This is a genomic window from Paenibacillus curdlanolyticus YK9, assembly GCF_000179615.1.
GTDB lineage: Bacteria > Bacillota > Bacilli > Paenibacillales > Paenibacillaceae > Paenibacillus_T > Paenibacillus_T curdlanolyticus.
Genome location: NZ_AEDD01000007.1, coordinates 56,596 through 77,546, shown reverse-complemented (window position 1 = coordinate 77,546; position 20,951 = coordinate 56,596). Strand labels below are relative to the sequence as shown.

Here is a 20,951-nt window from a genome sequence, read left to right as displayed (position 1 = left end):
GCAGCGCTTTGCTGATTTACGGAAGAAACCTAAAGTTATGTTAAAAAATGAATACTTTCGACAATTTTCGACAACGATTTACCTAAGTACTGTAGTATCCTGTGAACATTAATGGGATGCAGGTTGAGGTGTGAATATGACAAAGAGAGGTTTTTTGATTTATCTATCGAGCGTAGTTTCGGGCATTTCTTTGTTCTATTTATACCGTATGATGAGTTTCGGGAAACACGCAAAAGGAGCAGCCGAAGGAAACGTAGCCAGCGCCGTCGCAGTGGTCATAATTGGCGTTTATATTTACTTGTTTGCGATTTCGAGAAAAAGCCATGCCGTTGATGCTTGGAGCAGCATTTTTATATGCTTGATATCGTTAGTGGCAACGCCTGTTATTTTGAATTCGATTTAAAAGCAGCTTTGTTTATAAAATGAAACCCGCCGGTTTGGTCGCTCCATCGACCAGCCGGCGGGTTTTGTTTGTTTTTTACCGTTTGCGAAGCTCGAAAAACTCGCATTCTGAACGCGTATAGTAAGCGAGGTCGCTGACGCTCGATTGAATGACGACCGTGCTGTCATCGAACCGGACGAGCGTGCCGCCGTTCTCGATCATGTGATCGTCGCGGAATACGCGCAGCTTAATCTGGCGGTCGAGTGCTTCTTGAAAATCCGAATCGGTATGGAGTCGGCGATTAATAGACATGGCGGAATGCTCCTCTGCACTCAAAATTAATAGTTCGCGCGATAGTCGACCAGATTTTTGTCCGGCCGTCCATCCTGGATATAAGCGGCGAGGTTGCGAAGGAAGAGCGCGGTGACCCGCTCGCTGTAACGGTCGGTCTGGCCGGCGGTATGCGGCGTGAGAATGACGTTGTCCATCTCCCATAGCGGATGATTCTCAGGCAGCGGCTCCGGCTCGGTTACATCAAGCCCTGCCCCGGCGATGACGCCGTCACGCAGCGCCTGAACGAGGTCGTCGGTAACGACGGAAGGCCCGCGGCCGATATTGACGAAGAACGCAGACGGCTTCATTTGCGCGAAAGCCGAGGCATTGAACAGCCCTGTCGTTTCTGCTGTTAGAGGCAGGATGTTCACCACGAAATCGCTTGCCGCCAGCACATCATGAAGTCCCGACATGCTGTACATGTGATCGAAGCCGTCAGCAGGGCGGCCGGAGCGTCTCACGCCGAGCGTTTTCATGCCGAAGGCCCGCGCGAGCCGCGCAAGCTCGGAGCCGATTTCGCCTGCGCCGATGATGCCGATCGTTTTATGATGGATCTCGCCAAAGTTGCCTTTCGGATTCCACAGCCGCTTCTCTTGGTTGCGGACAGCCGTGTGAATGTGGCGCGTGAAACCGAGCATCATCGCCAGCGCGGTCTCTGATACCTGCGGAGGATGAACGCCGCTCGCATCGGTGAGCATAACGCCTTTAGCCTCCAGCTTGGCAAGAGGCAGCTTGTCTACCCCGGCAGACCAAGCCTGCACCCAGCGCAGCTTGGAATCCGGCAGCAAACCGTCGGTCTCAATAGCAGGGCTCCAGCCGACGACAACTTCCGCTTCGCGGAACAGCTGGCTGTCGAGCTCCTTTACTTTGCCGAAGCGCACATCCCAGCCTGCTGCCGCTTCGCGAACGCGGGACTGCTCGTCAGGCGAGAGGCCGCCCATCACAATCATTAATTTTTGGCTCATAGTGAAACCCTCCTGATGTTCAGATCGTCTCCTAAGTATACCAGATGATGCCGCCGAACTTGTTGGCACACCTGCAAAATGCTAGTATGGGGAAAATCGTTACTATTGGAGCGTGGCATAAAGCATGGCTGTAACAGCGGAACAGGTAGCCCAGTGGATGCTGGACGAAGTGAGAAACAAGGGCATTTTGCATCAAGAGGAAGCAACGCAGTACATTGCAAGCCGGTTCGGCGAGTCGTTCTTGTACGTGAACGATAACGGCAATTTGTCGATTGGCAAGGATGTGAAGAAGGCATTCCGCAAGCTGCATAAAGGCAGGGCGGCATGGGAGCGCGACGGCTTTTTCTGGGGCTGGAGCTAGCGCTACTCTACGAGCAGAGGAGTTGTTCCCCGCTTGGACACGAAGAAGTGGATCATGGGCATCGGCTTGACGGTCATTCTGTTATGCGGCATAGCGGTAGGCATCTATACGTTCCCTCGGTCGATTGACGTGACGCTGCACGGCGTCAAATATCAGCTGGGCGCCGATGGCGCGAAGGCGGGAACGGAATCGGCAACGGTGGTTATTCATGGCGTATCGCGCATGAGCATTTGGGGCGACCGCACGTTCAAGGGGCGAGTTACCGTCGTTGGCGAGAACATACCGGTGCCAGAGGACCAGCGGGATCTGGAAATCCATTTTATGCGTGATGGCTACGGGCCGATGTCTTATGGTTACGTTGAACGCGTGAATGGCAAAACGATGCCGAAGGTGTATGGCTATCATACGCTGTTCGCGAATAAAGACTACTCGGAAGTGACGCTGCTCGTGATGACGCCAGTCAAGATGGCCAACGGCGAAGAGGGCAAGAGCTGGAGCCCCGATGATGGATTCATGATCGCTGCGCCTGCGAGCAACCGCGAGGATGCGCTGGCGCTTTCCAATAAGCGGATGGATGACTATTTTGACCATCCGTCCGTTAAGCCGCTGAAGTAGCTAGGCGGGCGCGGTGTTCGAGTGAGAACTGATTAGAAAAAGGGGCTGAAGCCCTCGGTAGATGGAATCTACGCGAGGGCCAGCCCCTTTTGTTGTTTATACCGAAACTTTGCTGTGCAGCTCTTCGAGGTAACGCTCCGCTTCCAGAGCAGCCATGCAGCCGCTGCCAGCAGCTGTAATCGCTTGGCGATATTTCGTATCCTGCACGTCGCCGCAAGCGAAGACGCCCGGGATGTTCGTCTCGGTTGTGCCTGGCTTCACGTTAATGTAGCCATGCTCATCCGTGTCGATTTGGCCGCCGAGGAAGCCGGTGTTCGGCGTGTGGCCGATTGCCACGAACACCCCGTCTGTCTCGATTACTTCTTCTTGGCCAGTCTCGTTGTTGCGCACTTTCAGGCCAGTTACGCCCAATACGCCTGCTTCGACTTCAACTGGCGTGTTGTTAAGCGCCCATGCGATTTTCTCGTTGGAGCGAGCGCGGTCCTGCATGATTTTGGAGGCGCGAAGCTCGCTGCGACGGTTAACCAGCGTTACCTGCGATGCGAAGCGAGTCAAGAAATGCGCTTCTTCCATCGCGGAGTCGCCGCCGCCGATGACGACGATTTTTTTGCCGCGGAAGAAAAATCCGTCACAGGTAGCGCAAGTGCTGACGCCGCGTCCGATGTTCGTTTGCTCGCCTGGGATGCCCAGATATTTGGCCGATGCGCCCGTGGAGATGATGATCGATTCCGCCTGCAGCTGTTTGCCGCCCTCGACGTTGATCGTGAATGGACGTTGGCTGAAGTCGACGTCGTTCACCCAGCCCGTGATGAATTCAGCGCCGAAGCGCTGCGCTTGCTTGCGCATGTTGGACATGAGCTCGGAGCCGAGGATGCCTTCCGGGAAACCTGGGAAGTTCTCGATTTCGGTTGTTGTCGTGAGCTGTCCGCCTGGCTGCGGTCCTTCAATGACGAGCGGCGCCATGTTGGCGCGCGCCAGGTAAATTGCTGCGGTCAGGCCTGCAGGGCCGGTGCCGATAATAATCGTTTTGTACATATAGTTGTCCTCCCCGATGAGTGCTATTTATATTGTGTGCAATTGAAATTGATTCGTAGTTTAAAATTATTATAAATAAGCGTTTTTGTCAATATGCTCAAAGCAGCTTTACATGGTAGCTGCGGCGTCTCGGTCCGTCGAATTCGCAAAAGTAAATGCCCTGCCATGTGCCGAGCACGAGGCGTCCGTCCTCAATGAGCACGGTTTGGCTCGTTCCAACCGTCATAGCTTTCAAGTGGGCAGCCGTGTTGCCTTCGGCATGCCGATAGCGCGGGTGCTCCCACGGGTAAACCTCGTCAAGCCGCATGAGCACGTCATGCTTGACGTCAGGGTCGGCGTTCTCTTGAATGGTGATGCCCGCCGTCGTATGGGGGCAATAGATGACAGCGATGCCGCTGCGCCTGCCGTCCTTGGATACGATCGCAGCGACTTGGCGCGTAATATCGATCATTTCATCGCGACGTGCCGTGGACAACGTCTCGGTCGTTATCATGGTTTGGTCACTCCTAGCGTAAACTGCTCGACTGAGCAAGTGGTAATGTTTCCTACACAGTGTGGCATGCGGGGAATAGGCCTGTCAACGGCGGATGGGGCTGGCGGCAAGGCAGGGCGGCTGTGAATTTTAAGGATACGCTAAGGAAGCGGCTGGATAGGCTATGCTATGATGGGCGTAGAGTGCGGATTTGTCCGCCCATGGGGTCGGAATGAGGGAGCTGAGGGCGAATATGGCCAAAATATTAGTCGTAGACGATGACCCGAACATTCGGGAGCTGTCGAGCGTTTTCCTGCGACGGGAGGGCTACGAGATTTTGCAGGCGACGGATGGCGAAGATGCGCTGCGCCAGTTGGAGGCCGTGAGGCCGGATATGGCGATTATGGATATTATGATGCCGCGAATGGACGGCTGGGCGCTTTGCGAAGCGCTGCGCGACAGCTATGGGCAGGACATGCCGCTATTGATGCTGACGGCCAAAGGGGAAACCTCGCATAAGGTTCGCGCATTCGAGCTGGGGGCAGACGATTATTTGGTCAAGCCCTTCGATCCGCTTGAGCTGGTCGTGCGGGTGAAGGCGTTGTTGAAGCGATATAAAATAGTGGCGTCGCATACGGTGGAGGTCGGTTGCATCTCGCTGAGCAAGACGGACTATGACGTGACAATGCCAGAAGGCAGAGTGAAGCTGCCGCCGAAGGAGTTTGAGCTGCTGTTCAAAATGGCGAGCTACCCAAACAAAACGTTCGCGCGCGAGCAATTGATCGAGCAGCTGTGGGGCGTCGATTATGAAGGCGACGAGCGAACGGTCGACGTCCACGTGAAGCGGCTTCGCGAACGGTTTCCGGAGCAAACCTCAGGCTTTCGCATCGTCACGATTCGCGGTCTCGGCTACCGGCTGGAGGTGGCTTCCGATTGAAGCTGCGCAGCTTATATGTGCGATTGGTCGGCATGTTTCTTGCGGTCGTGCTGATTAGTATCGCCGTGGCATTTTTATTCACGAATCATTATTTCCGCAAAGATATTCGGACCGAGCAATCGATTCAGCTGTCGAACACGATCTCGGATATTGAACGACTGTATATGGTATCGCAGCCGCGCGGGCTGATGCCGTTCCTGTCGGAGACAGCTCGCTTGCAAGGGGTAACGATGGTTGGCGTAACGATGGACGGCCGATGGTTCGGCTTCGGCGAGCGATTCCGATCGATCGGCGAGCAGCTGCAGCCAGAGCAGGTGGAATCGGTATTTCAGGGGCGAACGATCGCCGTGCAGCTATCGGACGATGAACAGACGGGTCGCCCGCAAGGGCGAGTCGTTGGCAAAATGGCGAAGTTCGGCCCTTTTGAAGTTGCGTTGTTTCTAAGCCCGGAGCGGATGCCGCTGGAACGCAGCTTCATGCGGACGTCGAATATGCTTTTGATGTCATTGCTGATCATCGGAAGTTTATTGTTTCTCGTAGCTGCGCGCTACCTCGTTCAGCCGCTCAAGCAATTAACGCGGGCGACGGGACGCCTTGCCAAAGGCGACTTCACGGTCCGCGTGCCGATGAATCGCAAGGATGAGCTGGGCGAGCTGGCCGATAGCTTCAATAAAATGGCGGACAGCCTCAGCCAGATCGAGTCGATGCGGTCGGATTTTGTATCCAGCGTGTCGCATGAGCTGCAGTCGCCGCTTACCTCGATAAACGGCTTTGCAGAGGCGCTGCGCAGCACGCAGGTGACGGAGGAAGAGCGAAGCCACTACGTAGACATCATTAAGCAGGAGAGCGGGCGGCTATCGCGCCTTAGCGATAATATGCTGCGGCTGGCGTCCCTTGATTCGCAGCATCATCCGTTTCATCCGCAACCGTTCCGTCTGGATCGCCAGCTCAGGGATGTGGTGCTGTCCTGCGAGCCGCAATGGGCGGACAAGGGGATCGAGCTGGAGCTGCATTTGCTGGAAACCGTTATCCAAGCCGATGTCGATAGCTTGAATCAAGTGTGGGTGAATGTGCTGCACAATGCGATCAAGTTCACCCCGAAGGGTGGAAGGATATCGATCACGATGCAGCACCCCGGCGGCGAAGAGGCCGTTATCGTTCGGCTGTCCGATACGGGACCCGGCATACCCGCAGAAGCGCGTGAACGCATATTCGAACGGTTTTATAAGGCTGATCCATCGCGCGACCGAAGCAGCGGGGGAAGCGGACTCGGCTTGTCGATCGTGAAGCGAATCGTCAGCCTCCACGGCGGAAGCGTGGAAGCGGAGCCGCTGTCCGAGTTTGGACGGTTCAGCAGCGGGACGACGATCGTCGTTCAGCTGCCGCTTAAGCCGCAAGCAGAGCCGGACGAGGCGCGCTGACATTTGTCTTACGGGCAGTTATGATCGGCTGCCGGCTCGCATACGATTGCCAATATGACCACAGTTAAGGAAAGGCGGTTGCAGAGCGAGATGATGGAGCGAAAACGTGTACGCAAGGCAATTATCCCAGCAGGTGGACTAGGCACGAGATTTCTCCCGGCGACGAAGGCGCAGCCGAAGGAGATGCTTCCGCTCATCGACAAGCCGGCCATTCAATATATTGTGGAAGAGGCAGTCGCATCGGGCATCGAGAGCATCATGATCGTTAGCGGCCGCAATAAGCGGGCGATCGAGGACCATTTTGACAAGTCGGCTGAGCTGGAAACGGAGCTTGAGGAGCGAGGCAAGGCGGAGCTGCTGGAGCTTGTTCGGGACATTTCGCAGCTGGCGGACATTTGTTATGTCCGGCAAAAAGAGCCGCTTGGGCTCGGCCATGCTGTCCTATGCGCGAAGTCATTCGCCGAGAATGAGCCGTTCGCGGTTCTGCTGGGAGACGATATCCTGCTATCTGAGCCGCCCTGCCTGAAGCAAATGATCGACATGCATGAGCGCACGGGATCGTCCGTGGTAGGCGTCATGGAGGTGCCTTGGGATCAGACTCACAAATATGGCATCGTCGATCTGGAAAGGCCGGGCTACTCGACGCGCATACGCGGCATGGTGGAGAAGCCTGCTCCGGGAGAAGCGCCATCTAACCTGGCGGTCGTCGGGCGATATGTGCTGGACCCTGCGATTTTCGGGCTGCTCGACCAGGCGCAGCCCGGCAAGGGCGGCGAAATTCAGTTGACGGATAGCTTGGTCCGGCTGAACCGATTCTCGCCGATTGAAGCGTTCGCGTTCACGGGCGTGCGGCATGACATTGGCGATAAGCTGGGCTTCGTGCAAGCGACGATTGACATGGCGCTGAAGCGTCCCGATCTCGCCGATGCGGTCCGCGCGTATATGCTGGAGCGATTGTCGCCGACGCATACGTAGCGCTTGAGGCATTATTGCATAAGGCTCAGGCTTCGATAGAGATGGCGGTGCAGGAGGGATACCTTCTGTGTCGCCTTTTTGCATGCAGTCGCTGCGCATCAAAAAGTGCTCCAATTCGACGGAGTGATTGGCTTATTTTTTAAAATACGCACCTACGTAGCGGTTGTAATTGCAGTTTGTACAATGAAAAGTTAAGCAGATGGCCGTAATCGAAGCTTCATTGCAATCCGTACAACGAGAAAAGGTTCGTAGCCCTTGATTAACCGAGAAAGCAATGCAGATGATGTTTGACAATGTAGAAAATACAATGAGAGGCTCCATCCAAGGCTAAACAAGCTGATGGAATTGCATCAAATGCAATGAGACGTATGAATACAACCTTGAAGTTTTACCCTTCTCTGCTGGTGGGCATACAGGTACTATACGAGCAGTTGGCGAGAAGGAGCGAATTCATACAATGAGCAAAGGTTCTAAGGTTAGTGCTTTAAAACGCATAGGGCTGTTGGCAGTCGGCGTAGTGACGCTAGGATTAATCATTAGCGGGTGCGATGGGCCAGAGGATCAAGCGGTGAACGGACAGCAGATTGGGATGGCCGAGGATCACCATATGCACGAGGCAGGCAAGCAAACGGATAAGGGCGCGGATATGGATATGAGCGTAGAGATGGACCATGCCTCGATGGGTCATGAGCATGCCGGACATGCGATGGATCATAGCGGTTTATCGGAAACGAGTGATGGGATACAAGCCGTTATGGCAGCAGCATCTGACCCGTTGACCGCTGGCCGAATGGAGACGCTGAAGCTCCAGATCGAAGGCAACGACCGCATGCCGATTACCAAGTTCGACGTAAGCCATGAGAAGCTGTTGCATCTCATCATTGTGAGCGAGGATTTAAGCGATTTTCGCCACGTTCACCCCGAATACGCCGGAAACGGGGTATTCACGGTTCGTACCCAATTCGAGCATGGCGGCCGGTACAAATGGTTCGCGGATTTCGTGCCGGATGGGGCCAAGAGCGTCACGCGCAGCGGATGGTTGACGATTGACGGCAAGCCGATCTATGATGCCCCTCCATTGAAGGCGGATACGAAGCTTGAACAGGAAGCGGATGGCCTGCGCGTCAAGCTTTCAATAAGCGAGACAACGCATGGCAAGGCTGCAGCGCTGGCTTTCCGTTTCTATGATGCGAAGACGAGTCAGCCGGTTAGCGATCTTCAGCCTTATCTGGGCGCTGTTGGACATGTCGTCATTCTGTCGTCGGATACGGAGCGCTATCTCCATGTTCATCCCTCGGATGAGAAAACAAGCGGCCCCGAGGCAGTTTTTCACACTAATTTTCCTAATGCAGGGGTGTATAAGGTGTGGGGGCAGTTCAAGCGTGCGGATCGGGTCATTACGGTACCATTCATTATTGAGATTAGATAAAGGCATGAATCGGGATTGCTGCTGCGTATAGTGGAATAAAGCGATCATGAGGAGGACGGCGAATGGGTTTGAAGCAAACGAAATTATCCGTATCCGGCATGTCATGCGTAAATTGCGTGAAGGCGGTCGAGGAGGCGCTGCGCCCGCTCGGCGCAAGCGGCGTGGTGAGCTTGGCCGGGGGAAGCGTTGACGTGACCTATGACGATAGCCAATTGCATTTATCGCGTATACGCGAAGCGATTGAGGAGCAGGGCTTTGATGTTGCGTTGTGACCAACGAATATAGGGAGCATGGCCGTATTGGCCATGCTTCTTTTATTTGCCTAGCCCTTTGACGAAACTTAGGTTGGATATAGGCGCGAATTCATATAAAATGTAGGTTGGTAGTTCAATAGAGGCATTTATTTGGGAGTGGAGTTTTGTGTTCTGTTCGTATTGCGGTAAGCACAATCCTCAGCAGGATGGACGATTTTGCAGCTATTGCGGGAAACTGCTGGCTGAGACGTCGATCAAAGAGGACTATATAGATGAAGTGAAACAAGAGATTGCGATAACCAAGAGCGCGGATGCATGGGATGCCGAACGCGAGGAAGCTGAAATCGATTCGCAGGAGCAGGGAGAGCTGATCCTGCGCCCGCGTCAGAGACTGAAGAAACCAAGCCTCTATGCATGGCTTGTCCCCCTGCTGCTGGCACTGATCGTTGGCGGCGGGTTATATGGTTATATGGGGTATGAGAAGCTGCAAAATGACAGAGTAACCGGGTGGCATCAGGAAGCGAAGCGGCAAGCGCTGTTGGGGAGCTATGACAAGGCGACAGGGCTGCTCGATAAGGCGATTGCCCTGCGTCCGAATTACGCCGCATTGGCTGCTGATCGGTCGATCGTGCAGATGGCAGCGCAATTGCAGCGCCAATTAGCTGAAACGAACGCGCAGCTCGGCAAGCACCATATCGAGGATGCGACCGTAGGCCTGGATAAGCTGCAGGGGGAACTGGATAAGCATAAGGAGCCGCTTTTCGAGCCGCTGCATGCTAGCCTGAAGGAGCAGCGCATCAAGTTGACGGTGCTTACTATTAAGGCTGAGCTGGATGAGCTGGATACCGTTCCCGCCTTGGCGGATAAGTTGCGTGTCGCAGATGAGCTGGACAGTGAAGAGGCGGGAGCTGTCCGCGACCAGATTATCGGGAAGATCGCCGGAGTAGCGTTGAAAGATGCAGAGCGTTTGCTGCAGAAGAAAAGCTTCACGGATGCGCTTGCGGCGGCGGACGAGGGATTGGAATACGCGACTGGCAATGAGAAGCTTGAAGCGATGAAGGTACAGATTAAGAAGGAGAAGAAAGCCTACGAGGATGCCGAAGCAAGCCGGATGGAGCAGGCGATGCAGAAGGCGGCGGAGGAGGATCTCAAAAACCGGACAGCGGCAATTAACGTCGATCAGCTGGATGTGAAGTTGGATGAGTACGGAGATTTGCATATTCATGCGGAGCTGACCAATGTGGCGACGAAGCCGGTTTACTCGGTTTACGTAGAATATACGCTTAAAGACAGTAATGGCAATGTGCTGGATACGGGGACGGCCTATGCGACACCGGATTATGTTGAGCCCGGCGAGAAGGCGATGATCGATGATATCTATTATGGCGCTTACCAGAATGCAACGGTTCGCATCGATAGAGCCGGATGGTATTTGGATTAAGAGAGGGACTTACAATGAAAAGAGATGGATGGATATGTCTCATCGCCAGCCTTGTGGTGCTCTGCGCTGGGGCGATTGGCGTGGTTCAAATCGGGCGGAAAGTGCCGGATCAGCTTACGGGCAGCGCGCTTTTGGCTTTGCCCGCCGCCGCTGCCGATAAGGATGCGCCGCTTGCGAAGCGGCCGCTCAAGGACGTTATATTTACGACGCAGAAGCTGGTTGTCACGATTGAGACGGAAGACGGCTCGCTGGGCTCTGGGTTTCTATACAATGATCATGGCGATTTAATGACGAATGGCCATGTGGTCGTAGGAGCCAATAAGGTGAAAGTAAAAACCGCAGATGCGCGCGTGCTTGACGGTACGGTCATTGGGATTGGTACCGATATCGACGTCGCTGTCGTTCGCGTGCCCGCCTTGGCTGGCACGAAGCCGCTCGCGCTTGATCAAGAACGCGTAGGTGAGATTGGGGATGAGGTGCTTGCGATCGGCAGTCCGCTTGGCTACCAGAATACCGTAACGACGGGCATCATAAGCGGCGTTGGCCGAGACCTGGATATCGAGCCGTATACGTATAAGGATATGTATCAAATATCGGCTCCGATAGCACCGGGTAACAGCGGAGGCCCGCTTGTCGATCGCGATACTGGAGCTGTGCTGGGCATTAACTCCGCAGGAGCGGAGCAGGGCGCGATTGGATTCAGCATTCCGATCAGCCAAGTGCTTCCGCTGGCGGAACAATGGTCGGATTCGCCGATGAAGGAGCTGCCGGAATCGCTGGCGATGGATTCGGATACTTTCGAGGGCGGCGAAGTGGGGGACGTATCGTTCGAGGATATGGCTACGTATCTCGTGACGCACTTCTATGATAGTCTCAACAGCGGCGATTATGTCTATGCTTATTCGCTAATCGGCAGCACGTGGTTGGCAGGCACGCCGTATGAGAACTTCCGGGAAGGCTACTTGTCTACCAAAAACGTTACGCTGGAGGATATTAAAGTGACTACGACGGATGACGAGCAGGCCGTCGTGACAGCGATCGTCTCCGCGCAGGAGCGGATAGATGGAGAAGCTCGGTTAAGCAAATATAAAGTGACGTACACGGTCGGCTACGAGAACGATCAATTGAAGCTGCTAAGCGGCAAAGGCGACAAAATCGAGCCTTGACCTTGAGGCCATCTAGAGCCGTAAGGCTGTGATACTTGCACGCAATAAAACCGGGACAAAGCTGTTGCAAACAGCCTTTGTCCCGGTTTTTAATTTATGCAATTAAAGATTGGTTGCTGCTTGAGCCGGCGCTGCTGTGCGCAGTCGCAGCTCTTCAACTAGCTCTTGAATCGCATTGTCGAGACGCTCCGTCAGCTCATCGTTCAAGCTGAACGTGAGGTCATCGCCTTGTCCTGAACGAGTCACTTGATTGTCGGTCGCATAGATCGCGCTAGCGAAGTTGCGTGCGCCTAGAGATGACAATACCGGCTTGAGCGCATAGTCGATGGATAGTAAATGAGCAATCGTGCCGCCGATGAATACGGGAGCGATAACTTTGTTCGCGAGGCCTTTTTGAGGAAGCAAATCCAGGTAGGTTTTCAATATGCCGCTGAAGGAGGCTTTGTATACCGGGCTGGCAATGACGACGGCATCTGCTGCTTCGACGAGCGCGTTGGCGGCAACGATGGCAGGGCTATCAAAGCGAGCGCCGATAAGGTCATCTGCCGGGAGCGATGCAACGTTGATCGTTGCAACGGCGATGCCTTGCGTATGGAGCTGGTTCTCGATGTATTGCGTGACGCCGATCAGACGCGAGGATTGATTCGGGGTAGCTGTAATAAAGACAACATTGGACATGAGCTTCATCTCCTTAAATGTTAACTTATCAAAAATAGTATACCAGTAATTAGTCTGTTTGTAAGTTCCTGAATAGAGGGGGTGGTTTAACTTTGTTTTCCGATTTAAATACTATGAATTAATTTCAATATAGCATGAGCGTCCAGTTTGGTCAACATGGTCTTTAAACTTAAAGAGACTCCAACCGCCCAATCATTGGACGGTTGAAGTCTCTTTAAGTTTCTTGCGATTCAGGTTAGCTGAATTCTTCCGGAGCCTCATTCAAATAATTGCGTTCTTCTACGTATTGAAGTTGAGGTTCCTCCTCACTCCCTACATCGCCCTGACTGCGTCCGCCCGGGCGGAAGAAGAGCTCTAGAGCGACTGTATCGCCGCGCTGTAAAGGAGCGTTCAGCAACGTCGACGGAATTTGGCGGCCATTCAGCAGAAGGTTGAAGTGCACGCCGTCTACGATTGGAATGCCGCTAACCGATATAATCTGGCCACCAGGGCCGATCGTCACGACGCCTGTGCTTCGCAACGCATTCGCGATTGTGATGCCTGGATAGAAGCGAATCGAGTAGGCCTGAGTGATGTTAGGGAATGCGCGCCCGCCATTAATAACGACAGTGACCACATTGGGTCCCGGGAATGGTCCTGGAGGGAACGGTCCAGGAGGGATCGGGATTGGAATTGGTATCGGGATTGGTATCGGTCCAGGCGGGAACGGCGGTCTTGGTGGTGGGAACGGTGGCGGGAATGGTGGCGGGAATGGTGGCGGGAACGGTGGTGGGAATGGTGGCGGGAACGGTGGTGGGAATGGTGGTCTAGGCGGCGGGAACGGTGGCGGCGGGAACGGCTGCGGTGGAAACGGTCCAGGCGGGAATGGTCCTGGTCCAGGCCCCGGCGGAAACGGTCCAGGCGGGAATGGCCCTGGTCCAGGCCCCGGCGGAAACGGTCCAGGCGGGAATGGCCCCGGTCCAGGTCCCGGCGGAAACGGTCCAGGCGGGAATGGCCCCGGTCCAGGTCCCGGAGGAAACGGTCCGGGCGGGAACGGCCCCTGCCCAGGCGGTCTAGGCGGCGGGAACGGACCTTGCCCCGGTCCCATCGGGAAAGGCATGAGCCCTCTCGGGTCGTAGTAGACGCCATACTCGCCTTCCGGAAGCGCGCCTGCGTCTGCCGGCTGCCCGTTCGGGTCGTATCCATAGCCTTGATCGTAACCACCGTAGTCGTAAGGATAACCATACGGGTATCCATAACCGTAGTAGCTCGGGTACATCGGTATATTTAACCTCCTTCTGCTGACAGCGTATGTTCAGGTTAAGTCTATGCGGGGAGGGCATGTTCGCTTGCCTAAACAAAAAACCGCCGTTCCATGTAGGAACGACGGTCTTTGTAAGCTTGTCCGAGAATGAATTACTTCGCTGCTGCCTCGTAACGTTGGCCAACAGCTTCCCAGTTTACTACATTCCAGAATGCTGCGATGTAGTCAGGGCGTTTGTTTTGATATTTGAGGTAATAAGCATGCTCCCAAACGTCCAGACCGAGGAGCGGCGTGTCGCCTTCCATGATCGGGCTGTCTTGGTTTGGCAGGCTGTATACTTTCAGTTTGCCGTCTTGTCCAAGCGCAAGCCATGCCCAGCCGGAGCCGAAACGCGTAGCGCCTGCTTTAGCGAAATCTTCTTTGAACTTGTCGAAGCCGCCCAGCTCGCTTGCGATTGCGTCAGCAAGCTTGCCCGTAGGAGCGCCGCCGCCGTTAGGGCCGATCGTTTCCCAGAAGAGGGAGTGGTTCGCATGGCCGCCGCCGTTGTTGCGAACAGCTGTGCGGATTGCTTCTGGAACGCTGTTCAGATCAGCAATCAGATCTTCGATCGATTTGCTTTGCAGCTCTGGAGCGGATTCGAGAGCAGCGTTAAGGTTCGTTACATAAGCGTTGTGGTGACGGTCGTGGTGGATCTCCATCGTTGTTTCGTCAAAATGCGGTTCGAGCGCATTGTTAGCATAAGGCAAAGCAGGCAGTTGATGAGCCATTGTGAATTACCTCCCGTTAATATGTGTTGATTCAGGATCATTATCCCTTATTCAGGTGAATAAATCAACATTGTTGTTGCAAAAGTCGAATTCCGCCATAACGGCCATAGGATGGCTCGAGAACGAGAGATTTATGTCGGAATTTCGAGAAAAGCCGAGATAATCTGCCTCAAATTCATGAAAGCGCTTAAATTTAAGCGCTTTCAGCAGAAAATCGGCGAAATATTAAATAATTTAAAGTTTTTTTAAAGATTTCAGAAGGATTTGACTCTTTTTTGTCGTATTTTAATACGATAAGCTTGTACTATGACATCGATCGAGGAGTTGTAACACATGTACGTTCGTTCCTTCCAGTTATCTGACTACGGCCCAGTGACGGCGTTGTTGGAGGATGTGTTGTCGGAAGATTGCTACGAACTGACAATGGGCGCATTTGCGCGGCAATTGTCATGGGATAGCGATTTGGTGCTCGTTGCAGTCGAACAAAACGAAATCGTAGGCATGATTATCGGCACGATTGACAACAATAAGGGATACTACTACCGAGTAGCCGTAATGCCAGAGTATCAACGCCAAGGAATTGGCCAAACTCTGATTCAAGGACTTAAGCAACGATTCGAACAACGTAATGTGACCAAAATCATGATCACTGCAGATGAGTTTAACGAGAAGGTTTTGCCTCTGTATGAGAAACTAGGCTATGCAACAGGGGACTTCTTCCGATCGTTCCAGAAGCTTAGCATCGTCGCAGGCTAAATGTACTTACTAAGACGATTATCCGAGACGTATGGTCCCGGTTATTGAAAGCATATCCGACATGCCATTGCATTTGGCGGGCGGATATGCTTTTCTTATATAATTAGGGAAAGAACGCAAGTAGTCAGGAGAACGTATGAACAATTATCGGCCCTGCATGATTAAAAGCTTTAAGCACAATGGCCGCTTGCACCGGTTTTGGCATCGCAATTGGCTTATACCCGAAGAGCGTCTTGCGCCTGTGCATGCAGCGCAATCGATGAGCGTATTGATCAACCGTCAGACGCCAATTCAGGAAGCGGACGGGAAGCTATGGACAAGCCGTGTGCCGGCTGTATCGTTTTTCATTCCCGGAGAGTGGTTTAATGTTGTTGCCCTCCTTGAAGATTCGGGCATCAGATATTATTGCAATGTTGCTTCTCCCATTACGCTGAACGACAATGTTTTTACTTATATTGATTATGACCTGGATGTCATTCGAACGATCGATGGCGGCATTCATGTCGTGGATCGGGACGAGTTTGAGCGCCACAAAGTGATCTATCATTATTCCGACATCGTCATCGATAAAGCGGAGACGGGCTTGAAGGCGCTGCTCCGCCGCGTCAGAGCTTCAGAAGCGCCATTTAATGATGAGATCGTGTACGGCTACTATGAGGATTGGGCGCGCGAGATGTCTATGGGGAACTTAAGTTAGGAGCTGATTCGATGTCTGATTTGGAGCAGGACGTGCGCACAGGCGCAGCCAAGCAACGGCCTTCCTTTGAATGGATAGGTTGGATCAAGACAGTATCGATTGCTCTAACGGTCGTGCTGTTGCTTCATGCTTTTGTTTTTCACCTGTCCAAGGTAGAAGGGCATTCGATGGAGCCGACGCTGCATGACCGAGACTGGCTGTTTGTGAACAAGCTGGTTTATTTGCTTCGGAATCCTAAGCTGGATGAAGTCGTTATTTTGCGAGATCCGACAGATGATCCTGACAAAAGGCTGCTCGTCAAAAGAGTCGTCGGCGTTCCGGGCGACAAGATCGAAATTCGACAGAAGGTGCTTTTCCGTAATGGCGTTCAAGTGGAAGAGCCTTATGTCGACACAGCGATTGAGGATTTCGATTATGGTCCTTACACGGTGCCGGAAGGCTTTTATTTCGTAATGGGCGACAATCGCCATTCAAGGGCAAGCCGGGACAGTCGATCGTTCGGGCCTGTCGAGAGGGAGCGAATCAATGGTCGTGCCGATTGGATCGTATGGCCGATGAAAGAGATGAATGGGCTGTAGGAGCAAGCTGCGCGCGTGGCTGCGCGAAGCCTCCTGACCCTTACGCAATATCCGGCGAGGAGGTAAAGACATCGATGGAACGAATGGAGCAGGGCGACGGGTTGCCGGAATTGGATTGGCATGCGCTGAAAGCGGAGATGAAGCTGGCAGCAGCATCGCTTGGAATAGATGATATTGGCATTGCCTCAGCTGATCCCTTCACCGAATTGAAGGATCGGCTTATTCGACATCGGGAGCAGGGGCGGGAATCGGGCTTTGAGGAGCCGGATCTCGACAAACGAACGAATCCTTCCCTGCTATTCGATCGCCCCAAATCGATTATCGCAATCGCCGTCGCGTATCCGTCGAAGCTGCCGGACCCGCCGAAGTCAGAGCCTGGCGCAAGGCGCGGCATTTTCGCTAGAGCATCATGGGGCATTGATTATCATACAGCGCTGCGCAATCGGCTGGCTAAGCTCGAAGAATGGCTGTATGCGAGGGTGCCGGGCGTGCGGATGGAGAGCATGGTGGATACGGGTGCATTATCCGACCGTGCGGTTGCGGAGCGGGCGGGCATCGGCTGGAGCGGGCACAATTGCTCGATCATTTCGCCTAAGCTCGGATCATGGATTTACTTGGGCGAAATCATTACGAACCTGCCGCTTCCGCCGGATACGCCAGTGACGGAAAATTGCGGAGAATGCACCAAATGCATCGACGCTTGCCCGACAGGCGCGTTGGTTGGTCCCGGCCAACTGGATTCGAGCAAATGCGTCTCGTTTTTAACGCAGACGAAGGGAATGCTGTCGGATGAATATATGCGCAAAATCGGCAATCGTCTGTACGGCTGCGATACGTGTCAGATCGTATGTCCCGCTAACCGCGGGAAAAACTGGACGCATCATCCTGAACTGCAGCCGGAGCCAGAGCAGGCGAAGCCGCTGCTGCTGCCTTTGCTGAAGATTGGGAATCGGGAATTCAAGGAGCAGTTCGGTACGGTTTCTGGCGCATGGCGGGGCAAAAAGCCGATCCAGCGCAACGCGATTATCGCGCTGGGCAACTTCCGAGAACGAGCAGCTGTCCCAGCATTAGCGGACGTGCTGGGCACCGATCCAAGGCCTGTTATGCGAGGAACGGCGGCATGGGCGCTTGGTCGAATCGGGGGAGATGCTGCTGAGGAAGCGCTTCGACAGGCGCAAGCCGTCGAAACAGATGAGGAAGCGACAGCAGAAATTGCCCGGGCAATGATTGCGCTTTCATTGCAGTCGGAACATGATGTCGAAGTCTAGTCAATCGTTGGGAAATCGAGGGGATTCCGGCAGCTTCGACTCGATAGCTTCAACGCGGGGCCGAATGACGAATCAGAATGTGCAAGCCCAGCCACGATTGGAAAAATCGTCGTTTGCGCACGAAAAGTTAACATGCTATCATTAATTGCATTATTCTTAATGAAATTAGCATCATTAAATAGGATAAGGACAGGTGACCCTACGATATGTGGATTACAATTACAGCCATCGTGGCTTTAATCGTCGGCGCTGCCGGCGGATTTTTTGCAGGGGTATTCTACTTGCGCAAACAGCTGGAGCGGATGCAAAACGACCCCGCAATGCTGCAAAAAATGGCGCAGCAAATGGGCTATAACATGAATAAACAGCAAATGCAAAAAGCGCAGCAAATGATGAAAAATCAGAAGTTTAAGCGTTAGGAAACGGCAGTTTCTGCGCGTCCGGAAGGAGGAGATCGGATGGCGGGCATGAAGGACTATGTGAATGCTGCAGTTGGCAGCAACCGCGAACAGATTGAGTTTCATGTGAAGGAAATTTTGAAGCTGATTGGCGAGGATGTCGAGCGGGAAGGTTTGCTCGAGACGCCGGCGCGAGTCGCGCGCATGTATGAGGAAATATTTGCCGGTTACGAGGTGGACCCGCGTGACGTGCTTGGCGTGACGTTCGATGAACAGCACGAGGAGCTCGTTATTGTGAAGGACATCGTTTTTTATAGCCAATGCGAGCACCATATGGCGCCGTTTTTCGGCAAAGTGCATATCGGCTACATCCCTAGCGGCAAAATCGCAGGCTTAAGCAAGCTGGCGAGGCTTGTCGAGGCGGTGACGCGCAAGCTTCAGGTGCAGGAACGCATTACGTCGCAAATCGCGGATATTCTAGCTGAGACGCTTTCGCCTCATGGCGTAATGGTCGTAGTGGAAGGCGAGCATCTGTGCATGTGCGCACGTGGCGTGAAGAAGCCGGGCAGCAAGACGATTACGTCTGCCGTACGCGGCCAGTTCCATCGCAACGCCGCAGCGCGAGCAGAGTTTATGGCATTAATTAGAGATTAATGGAATCGAAATAATGCAGTAGAAAGAGCACGTCCAAACCCTTCGGGGTGCGGTGCGCGCTCTTTTTTTTGTACTTTTGGATGCAATTGTCACAGAAATGTCATCAGAAAATATTTTTGAACAAATATTGACAACTATAATGATAATCATTATCATAGTAAGCGGGCAAGTGAATGATTATCATTATCAATGCAAACGGCTTGGGAGGTTAACATGACAAGGTTATTCAAGGCAAGTGCGATCGCGCTTGCAGTCGCCCTACTGCTGAGCGGATGCGGTTCGTCCGGCGGCGGAAGTGAAACGGCATCCATTCAGGGACAGGGGAAGAAAGAAGAGGCTAAAACTTCGACGATTGCACCGGCTAAGGTTGAAGTGGCCGATTATCCTTCAGGCGTGTCTCAGCTCCGCGACTTGACCAAGCAATTCAAGCAAGCGGTCGAATCCGGCAGCGAAGAGGAACCGAAGCGAATCGCAGCAGAAATCGCAGGCGTCTGGGAAGCCGTCAAGCAGGAGGCGCAGTCGAAGAATGCGGAGCTTTACCCGCAGCTGGAGCAGGATCTAGCGAGCTTTCTAGGTTTGTTCAGCGGCGAGAAGCCCGACAATGAGGCTGCCATTCAGCAAGCCTACCAGCTCTATCAGCGGTTCCGGGATCTGTCCAAGGCATTGGAAGGGAACTAACGTTAGGCTGCATCGTGTGATATGTTGTACCGTCGTACACGTCTTGCACCAAGAACAGGCATAAAGGCATCGTAATTCTCATAATGGAAAGGTGATTGAACTTATCATGCATGCTACATTCAAATCGCGCTTCATCGCACTCATGCTCATTCTGGCGATCTCCGTTGCCGTCGTGCCTTTTACGGCTAACGCAGCAGGCGCCGTATCCGTTACGTTGAACGGAAGTAAGCTTTCTTTTGAAACGAGCCCGGTCATTAAAGACGGAACAACGCTGGTGCCTTACCGCACAATCGCTGAGAAATTGAATGCGAAGGTTGGCTGGAATAAACAAACGCAAAAGGTAACGGTAACGAAAGGCACGAAAACGGTCGTTCTGACGGTAGGCAGCAAAACGGCAACGGTAAACGGCAAGTCCGTTAAGCTGGACGCTGTACCGACGGTTAAAAACGGCACGACGCTCGTGCCGCTGCGCTTCCTTGGCGAGTCCCTCGGCATCTGGGTGAACTGGAAAGCGGCAACGTCGACAGTTGCTCTGGAAACGAAAAGAACGATCTCGCACGCAATGGGTTCGACAACGCTGACATCGGTACCGCAACGTGTTGTTGTTCTGACGAACGGTTTGGTTGACGCATCCGTTTACCTCGGCATTAAGCCGGTAGGCGCAGTTGAGTCGTACTCGGAGCAGCCTTGGTACGCATTCCTTCGCAGCGGCATGACGGGCGTTAAAAATCTGGGTGACGAAACGCAGCCGAACCTGGAAGCAATCGTTAAACTGAAGCCTGACCTCATCATCGGCTCCAAAATGCGTCACGAAAAAATCTACAGCCAGCTGAAAGCGATCGCGCCGACGCTGATGACAGAAGACGTATTCTCGTTCAAAAGCACGCTGGCGCTTGAAGCAAAAGCATTGAACAAAGAAACGAAAGCAGATGCTTTCTTGGCATCCTGGAACAGCAAAGTTGCAGCGTTTAAGAAAGAAATCGGCTCCAAAGCGAAAAGCACAGAAGTATCGGTTATCCGCTTCAACCCGGACGGCAGCTCCCGTGCATACTTGGACGGCTTCGCGATTAACATCCTTAAAGAGCTTGGCTTCAAGCTGACGCAAGCGCAGCTGAAAGCACGTGTTGGCGAATCGACGGTTGTGACGGTTACGAATCAAGAGCAAACGAAATTGCTTGATGCCGACTACATCTTCGACTTCACGACGGACTGGGTAGGCGACGGCGGCGTGTACAAAGTGCAGAAGGACTGGACGTCCAGCGCGCTTTGGAAAAACCTTGACGCCGTTAAGAACGGCAAATACTACAAAGTTAACGTGATCACGTGGAACTACTCGGCAGGTCCAATGGCAGCCAAAGCAATGCTTGACGATCTGTACTTCTACTTCGATCTGGAATAGAACGCAGTTTGGCGACAAACTGAAAAATAGCGACGCAACGATAAGAAGA

At 53.5% G+C, this 20,951-nt stretch carries 25 protein-coding genes; 18 read left to right on the top strand and 7 right to left on the bottom strand.

Going from position 1 to position 20,951, the window contains the following annotated elements; all coding sequences use genetic code 11:
* Positions 1-478: 478 nt before the first annotated feature.
* Both PAECUDRAFT_RS13935 and PAECUDRAFT_RS13930 read right to left on the bottom strand, forming a co-directional pair.
* Positions 479-694 (bottom strand): LSm family protein, encoded by a 216-nt coding sequence (locus PAECUDRAFT_RS13935; protein WP_006038740.1) that lies wholly within the window; start codon positions 692-694, stop codon positions 479-481.
* Positions 695-720: 26 nt separating this feature from the next.
* Positions 721-1,680, bottom strand: a complete 960-nt coding sequence (locus PAECUDRAFT_RS13930; RefSeq protein WP_006038739.1) for a D-2-hydroxyacid dehydrogenase — start codon at positions 1,678-1,680, stop codon at positions 721-723.
* A gap of 124 nt (positions 1,681-1,804) precedes the next feature.
* On the opposite strand from PAECUDRAFT_RS13930, the gene PAECUDRAFT_RS13925 reads away from it, so the two are divergent.
* Positions 1,805-2,041, top strand: coding sequence for a DUF6953 family protein (locus PAECUDRAFT_RS13925; protein WP_006038738.1), 237 nt, complete (start codon positions 1,805-1,807; stop codon positions 2,039-2,041).
* 33 nt (positions 2,042-2,074) lie between these two features.
* The gene (locus PAECUDRAFT_RS13920; RefSeq protein WP_006038737.1) at positions 2,075-2,656 is read left to right on the top strand and encodes a hypothetical protein; all 582 of its coding nucleotides are present in this window, start codon (positions 2,075-2,077) and stop codon (positions 2,654-2,656) included.
* A gap of 96 nt (positions 2,657-2,752) precedes the next feature.
* Here the strand turns inward: PAECUDRAFT_RS13920 and trxB are convergent, their stop codons facing one another.
* Together trxB and PAECUDRAFT_RS13910 are read right to left on the bottom strand one after the other, a co-directional pair.
* Positions 2,753-3,691: a thioredoxin-disulfide reductase gene (trxB, locus tag PAECUDRAFT_RS13915; RefSeq protein WP_006038736.1), complete on the bottom strand. Its 939-nt coding sequence runs from the start codon at positions 3,689-3,691 to the stop codon at positions 2,753-2,755.
* Between the two features lie 97 nt (positions 3,692-3,788).
* Positions 3,789-4,184: a secondary thiamine-phosphate synthase enzyme YjbQ gene (locus PAECUDRAFT_RS13910; RefSeq protein ID WP_006038735.1), complete on the bottom strand. Its 396-nt coding sequence runs from the start codon at positions 4,182-4,184 to the stop codon at positions 3,789-3,791.
* Between the two features lie 232 nt (positions 4,185-4,416).
* On the opposite strand from PAECUDRAFT_RS13910, the gene PAECUDRAFT_RS13905 reads away from it, so the two are divergent.
* From PAECUDRAFT_RS13905 to PAECUDRAFT_RS13875, 7 genes are all read left to right on the top strand, one after another.
* Positions 4,417-5,100 (top strand): response regulator transcription factor, encoded by a 684-nt coding sequence (locus PAECUDRAFT_RS13905; RefSeq protein WP_006038734.1) that lies wholly within the window; start codon positions 4,417-4,419, stop codon positions 5,098-5,100.
* On the top strand, positions 5,097-6,521 hold the full coding sequence (locus tag PAECUDRAFT_RS13900; protein ID WP_006038733.1) for a sensor histidine kinase: 1,425 nt from the start codon (positions 5,097-5,099) through the stop codon (positions 6,519-6,521). Before PAECUDRAFT_RS13905 ends, PAECUDRAFT_RS13900 begins: the two co-directional genes overlap by 4 nt.
* Before the next feature lie 90 nt (positions 6,522-6,611).
* Positions 6,612-7,496: a UTP--glucose-1-phosphate uridylyltransferase GalU gene (gene galU, locus PAECUDRAFT_RS13895; protein ID WP_006038732.1), complete on the top strand. Its 885-nt coding sequence runs from the start codon at positions 6,612-6,614 to the stop codon at positions 7,494-7,496.
* Positions 7,497-7,953: 457 nt separating this feature from the next.
* Positions 7,954-8,925 carry a hypothetical protein gene (locus PAECUDRAFT_RS13890; RefSeq protein ID WP_006038731.1) on the top strand — a complete coding sequence of 324 codons (972 nt, stop codon included), beginning with the start codon at positions 7,954-7,956 and terminating at the stop codon, positions 8,923-8,925.
* A gap of 62 nt (positions 8,926-8,987) precedes the next feature.
* Positions 8,988-9,197: a cation transporter gene (locus PAECUDRAFT_RS13885; protein ID WP_006038730.1), complete on the top strand. Its 210-nt coding sequence runs from the start codon at positions 8,988-8,990 to the stop codon at positions 9,195-9,197.
* A 148-nt stretch (positions 9,198-9,345) separates the two neighbouring features.
* Positions 9,346-10,620 (top strand): FxLYD domain-containing protein, encoded by a 1,275-nt coding sequence (locus tag PAECUDRAFT_RS13880; RefSeq protein WP_006038729.1) that lies wholly within the window; start codon positions 9,346-9,348, stop codon positions 10,618-10,620.
* Between the two features lie 14 nt (positions 10,621-10,634).
* Positions 10,635-11,786 carry a S1C family serine protease gene (locus tag PAECUDRAFT_RS13875; RefSeq protein ID WP_006038728.1) on the top strand — a complete coding sequence of 384 codons (1,152 nt, stop codon included), beginning with the start codon at positions 10,635-10,637 and terminating at the stop codon, positions 11,784-11,786.
* A 102-nt stretch (positions 11,787-11,888) separates the two neighbouring features.
* Here PAECUDRAFT_RS13875 and ssuE read toward each other — a convergent pair whose 3' ends face one another.
* A complete protein-coding gene (gene ssuE / locus PAECUDRAFT_RS13870; protein ID WP_006038727.1) occupies positions 11,889-12,464 on the bottom strand; it encodes an NADPH-dependent FMN reductase in 576 nt (191 codons plus the stop codon).
* Positions 12,465-12,699: 235 nt separating this feature from the next.
* Complete coding sequence (locus tag PAECUDRAFT_RS13865) at positions 12,700-13,080, bottom strand: hypothetical protein (RefSeq protein ID WP_050794354.1); 381 nt, start codon at positions 13,078-13,080, stop codon at positions 12,700-12,702.
* A gap of 50 nt (positions 13,081-13,130) precedes the next feature.
* Here PAECUDRAFT_RS13865 and PAECUDRAFT_RS25935 point away from each other — a divergent pair, with 50 nt between their 5' ends.
* Positions 13,131-13,274, top strand: a complete 144-nt coding sequence (locus PAECUDRAFT_RS25935; RefSeq protein WP_158306250.1) for a hypothetical protein — start codon at positions 13,131-13,133, stop codon at positions 13,272-13,274.
* A gap of 585 nt (positions 13,275-13,859) precedes the next feature.
* Here the strand turns inward: PAECUDRAFT_RS25935 and PAECUDRAFT_RS13855 are convergent.
* A complete protein-coding gene (locus tag PAECUDRAFT_RS13855; protein WP_006038725.1) occupies positions 13,860-14,474 on the bottom strand; it encodes a superoxide dismutase in 615 nt (204 codons plus the stop codon).
* Positions 14,475-14,807: 333 nt separating this feature from the next.
* Here PAECUDRAFT_RS13855 and PAECUDRAFT_RS13850 point away from each other — a divergent pair, with 333 nt between their 5' ends.
* The 8 genes from PAECUDRAFT_RS13850 to PAECUDRAFT_RS13815 all read left to right on the top strand — a co-directional run bounded on the left by PAECUDRAFT_RS13850 (position 14,808) and on the right by PAECUDRAFT_RS13815 (position 20,902).
* Positions 14,808-15,230 (top strand): GNAT family N-acetyltransferase, encoded by a 423-nt coding sequence (locus tag PAECUDRAFT_RS13850; protein ID WP_006038724.1) that lies wholly within the window; start codon positions 14,808-14,810, stop codon positions 15,228-15,230.
* 136 nt (positions 15,231-15,366) lie between these two features.
* Entirely contained in the window at positions 15,367-15,927 is a 561-nt protein-coding gene (locus tag PAECUDRAFT_RS13845; protein ID WP_006038723.1) for a DUF402 domain-containing protein, read from the top strand.
* A gap of 11 nt (positions 15,928-15,938) precedes the next feature.
* Complete coding sequence (gene lepB, locus PAECUDRAFT_RS13840) at positions 15,939-16,505, top strand: signal peptidase I (RefSeq protein WP_006038722.1); 567 nt, start codon at positions 15,939-15,941, stop codon at positions 16,503-16,505.
* 74 nt (positions 16,506-16,579) lie between these two features.
* On the top strand, positions 16,580-17,773 hold the full coding sequence (gene queG / locus PAECUDRAFT_RS13835; RefSeq protein WP_006038721.1) for a tRNA epoxyqueuosine(34) reductase QueG: 1,194 nt from the start codon (positions 16,580-16,582) through the stop codon (positions 17,771-17,773).
* Positions 17,774-17,979: 206 nt separating this feature from the next.
* Positions 17,980-18,192: a YneF family protein gene (locus PAECUDRAFT_RS13830; RefSeq protein WP_006038720.1), complete on the top strand. Its 213-nt coding sequence runs from the start codon at positions 17,980-17,982 to the stop codon at positions 18,190-18,192.
* A gap of 39 nt (positions 18,193-18,231) precedes the next feature.
* On the top strand, positions 18,232-18,825 hold the full coding sequence (gene folE / locus PAECUDRAFT_RS13825; protein WP_006038719.1) for a GTP cyclohydrolase I FolE: 594 nt from the start codon (positions 18,232-18,234) through the stop codon (positions 18,823-18,825).
* A 213-nt stretch (positions 18,826-19,038) separates the two neighbouring features.
* Positions 19,039-19,503: a hypothetical protein gene (locus PAECUDRAFT_RS13820; protein WP_006038718.1), complete on the top strand. Its 465-nt coding sequence runs from the start codon at positions 19,039-19,041 to the stop codon at positions 19,501-19,503.
* A gap of 106 nt (positions 19,504-19,609) precedes the next feature.
* Entirely contained in the window at positions 19,610-20,902 is a 1,293-nt protein-coding gene (locus tag PAECUDRAFT_RS13815) for a stalk domain-containing protein (protein ID WP_006038717.1), read from the top strand.
* Positions 20,903-20,951: the final 49 nt, after the last annotated feature.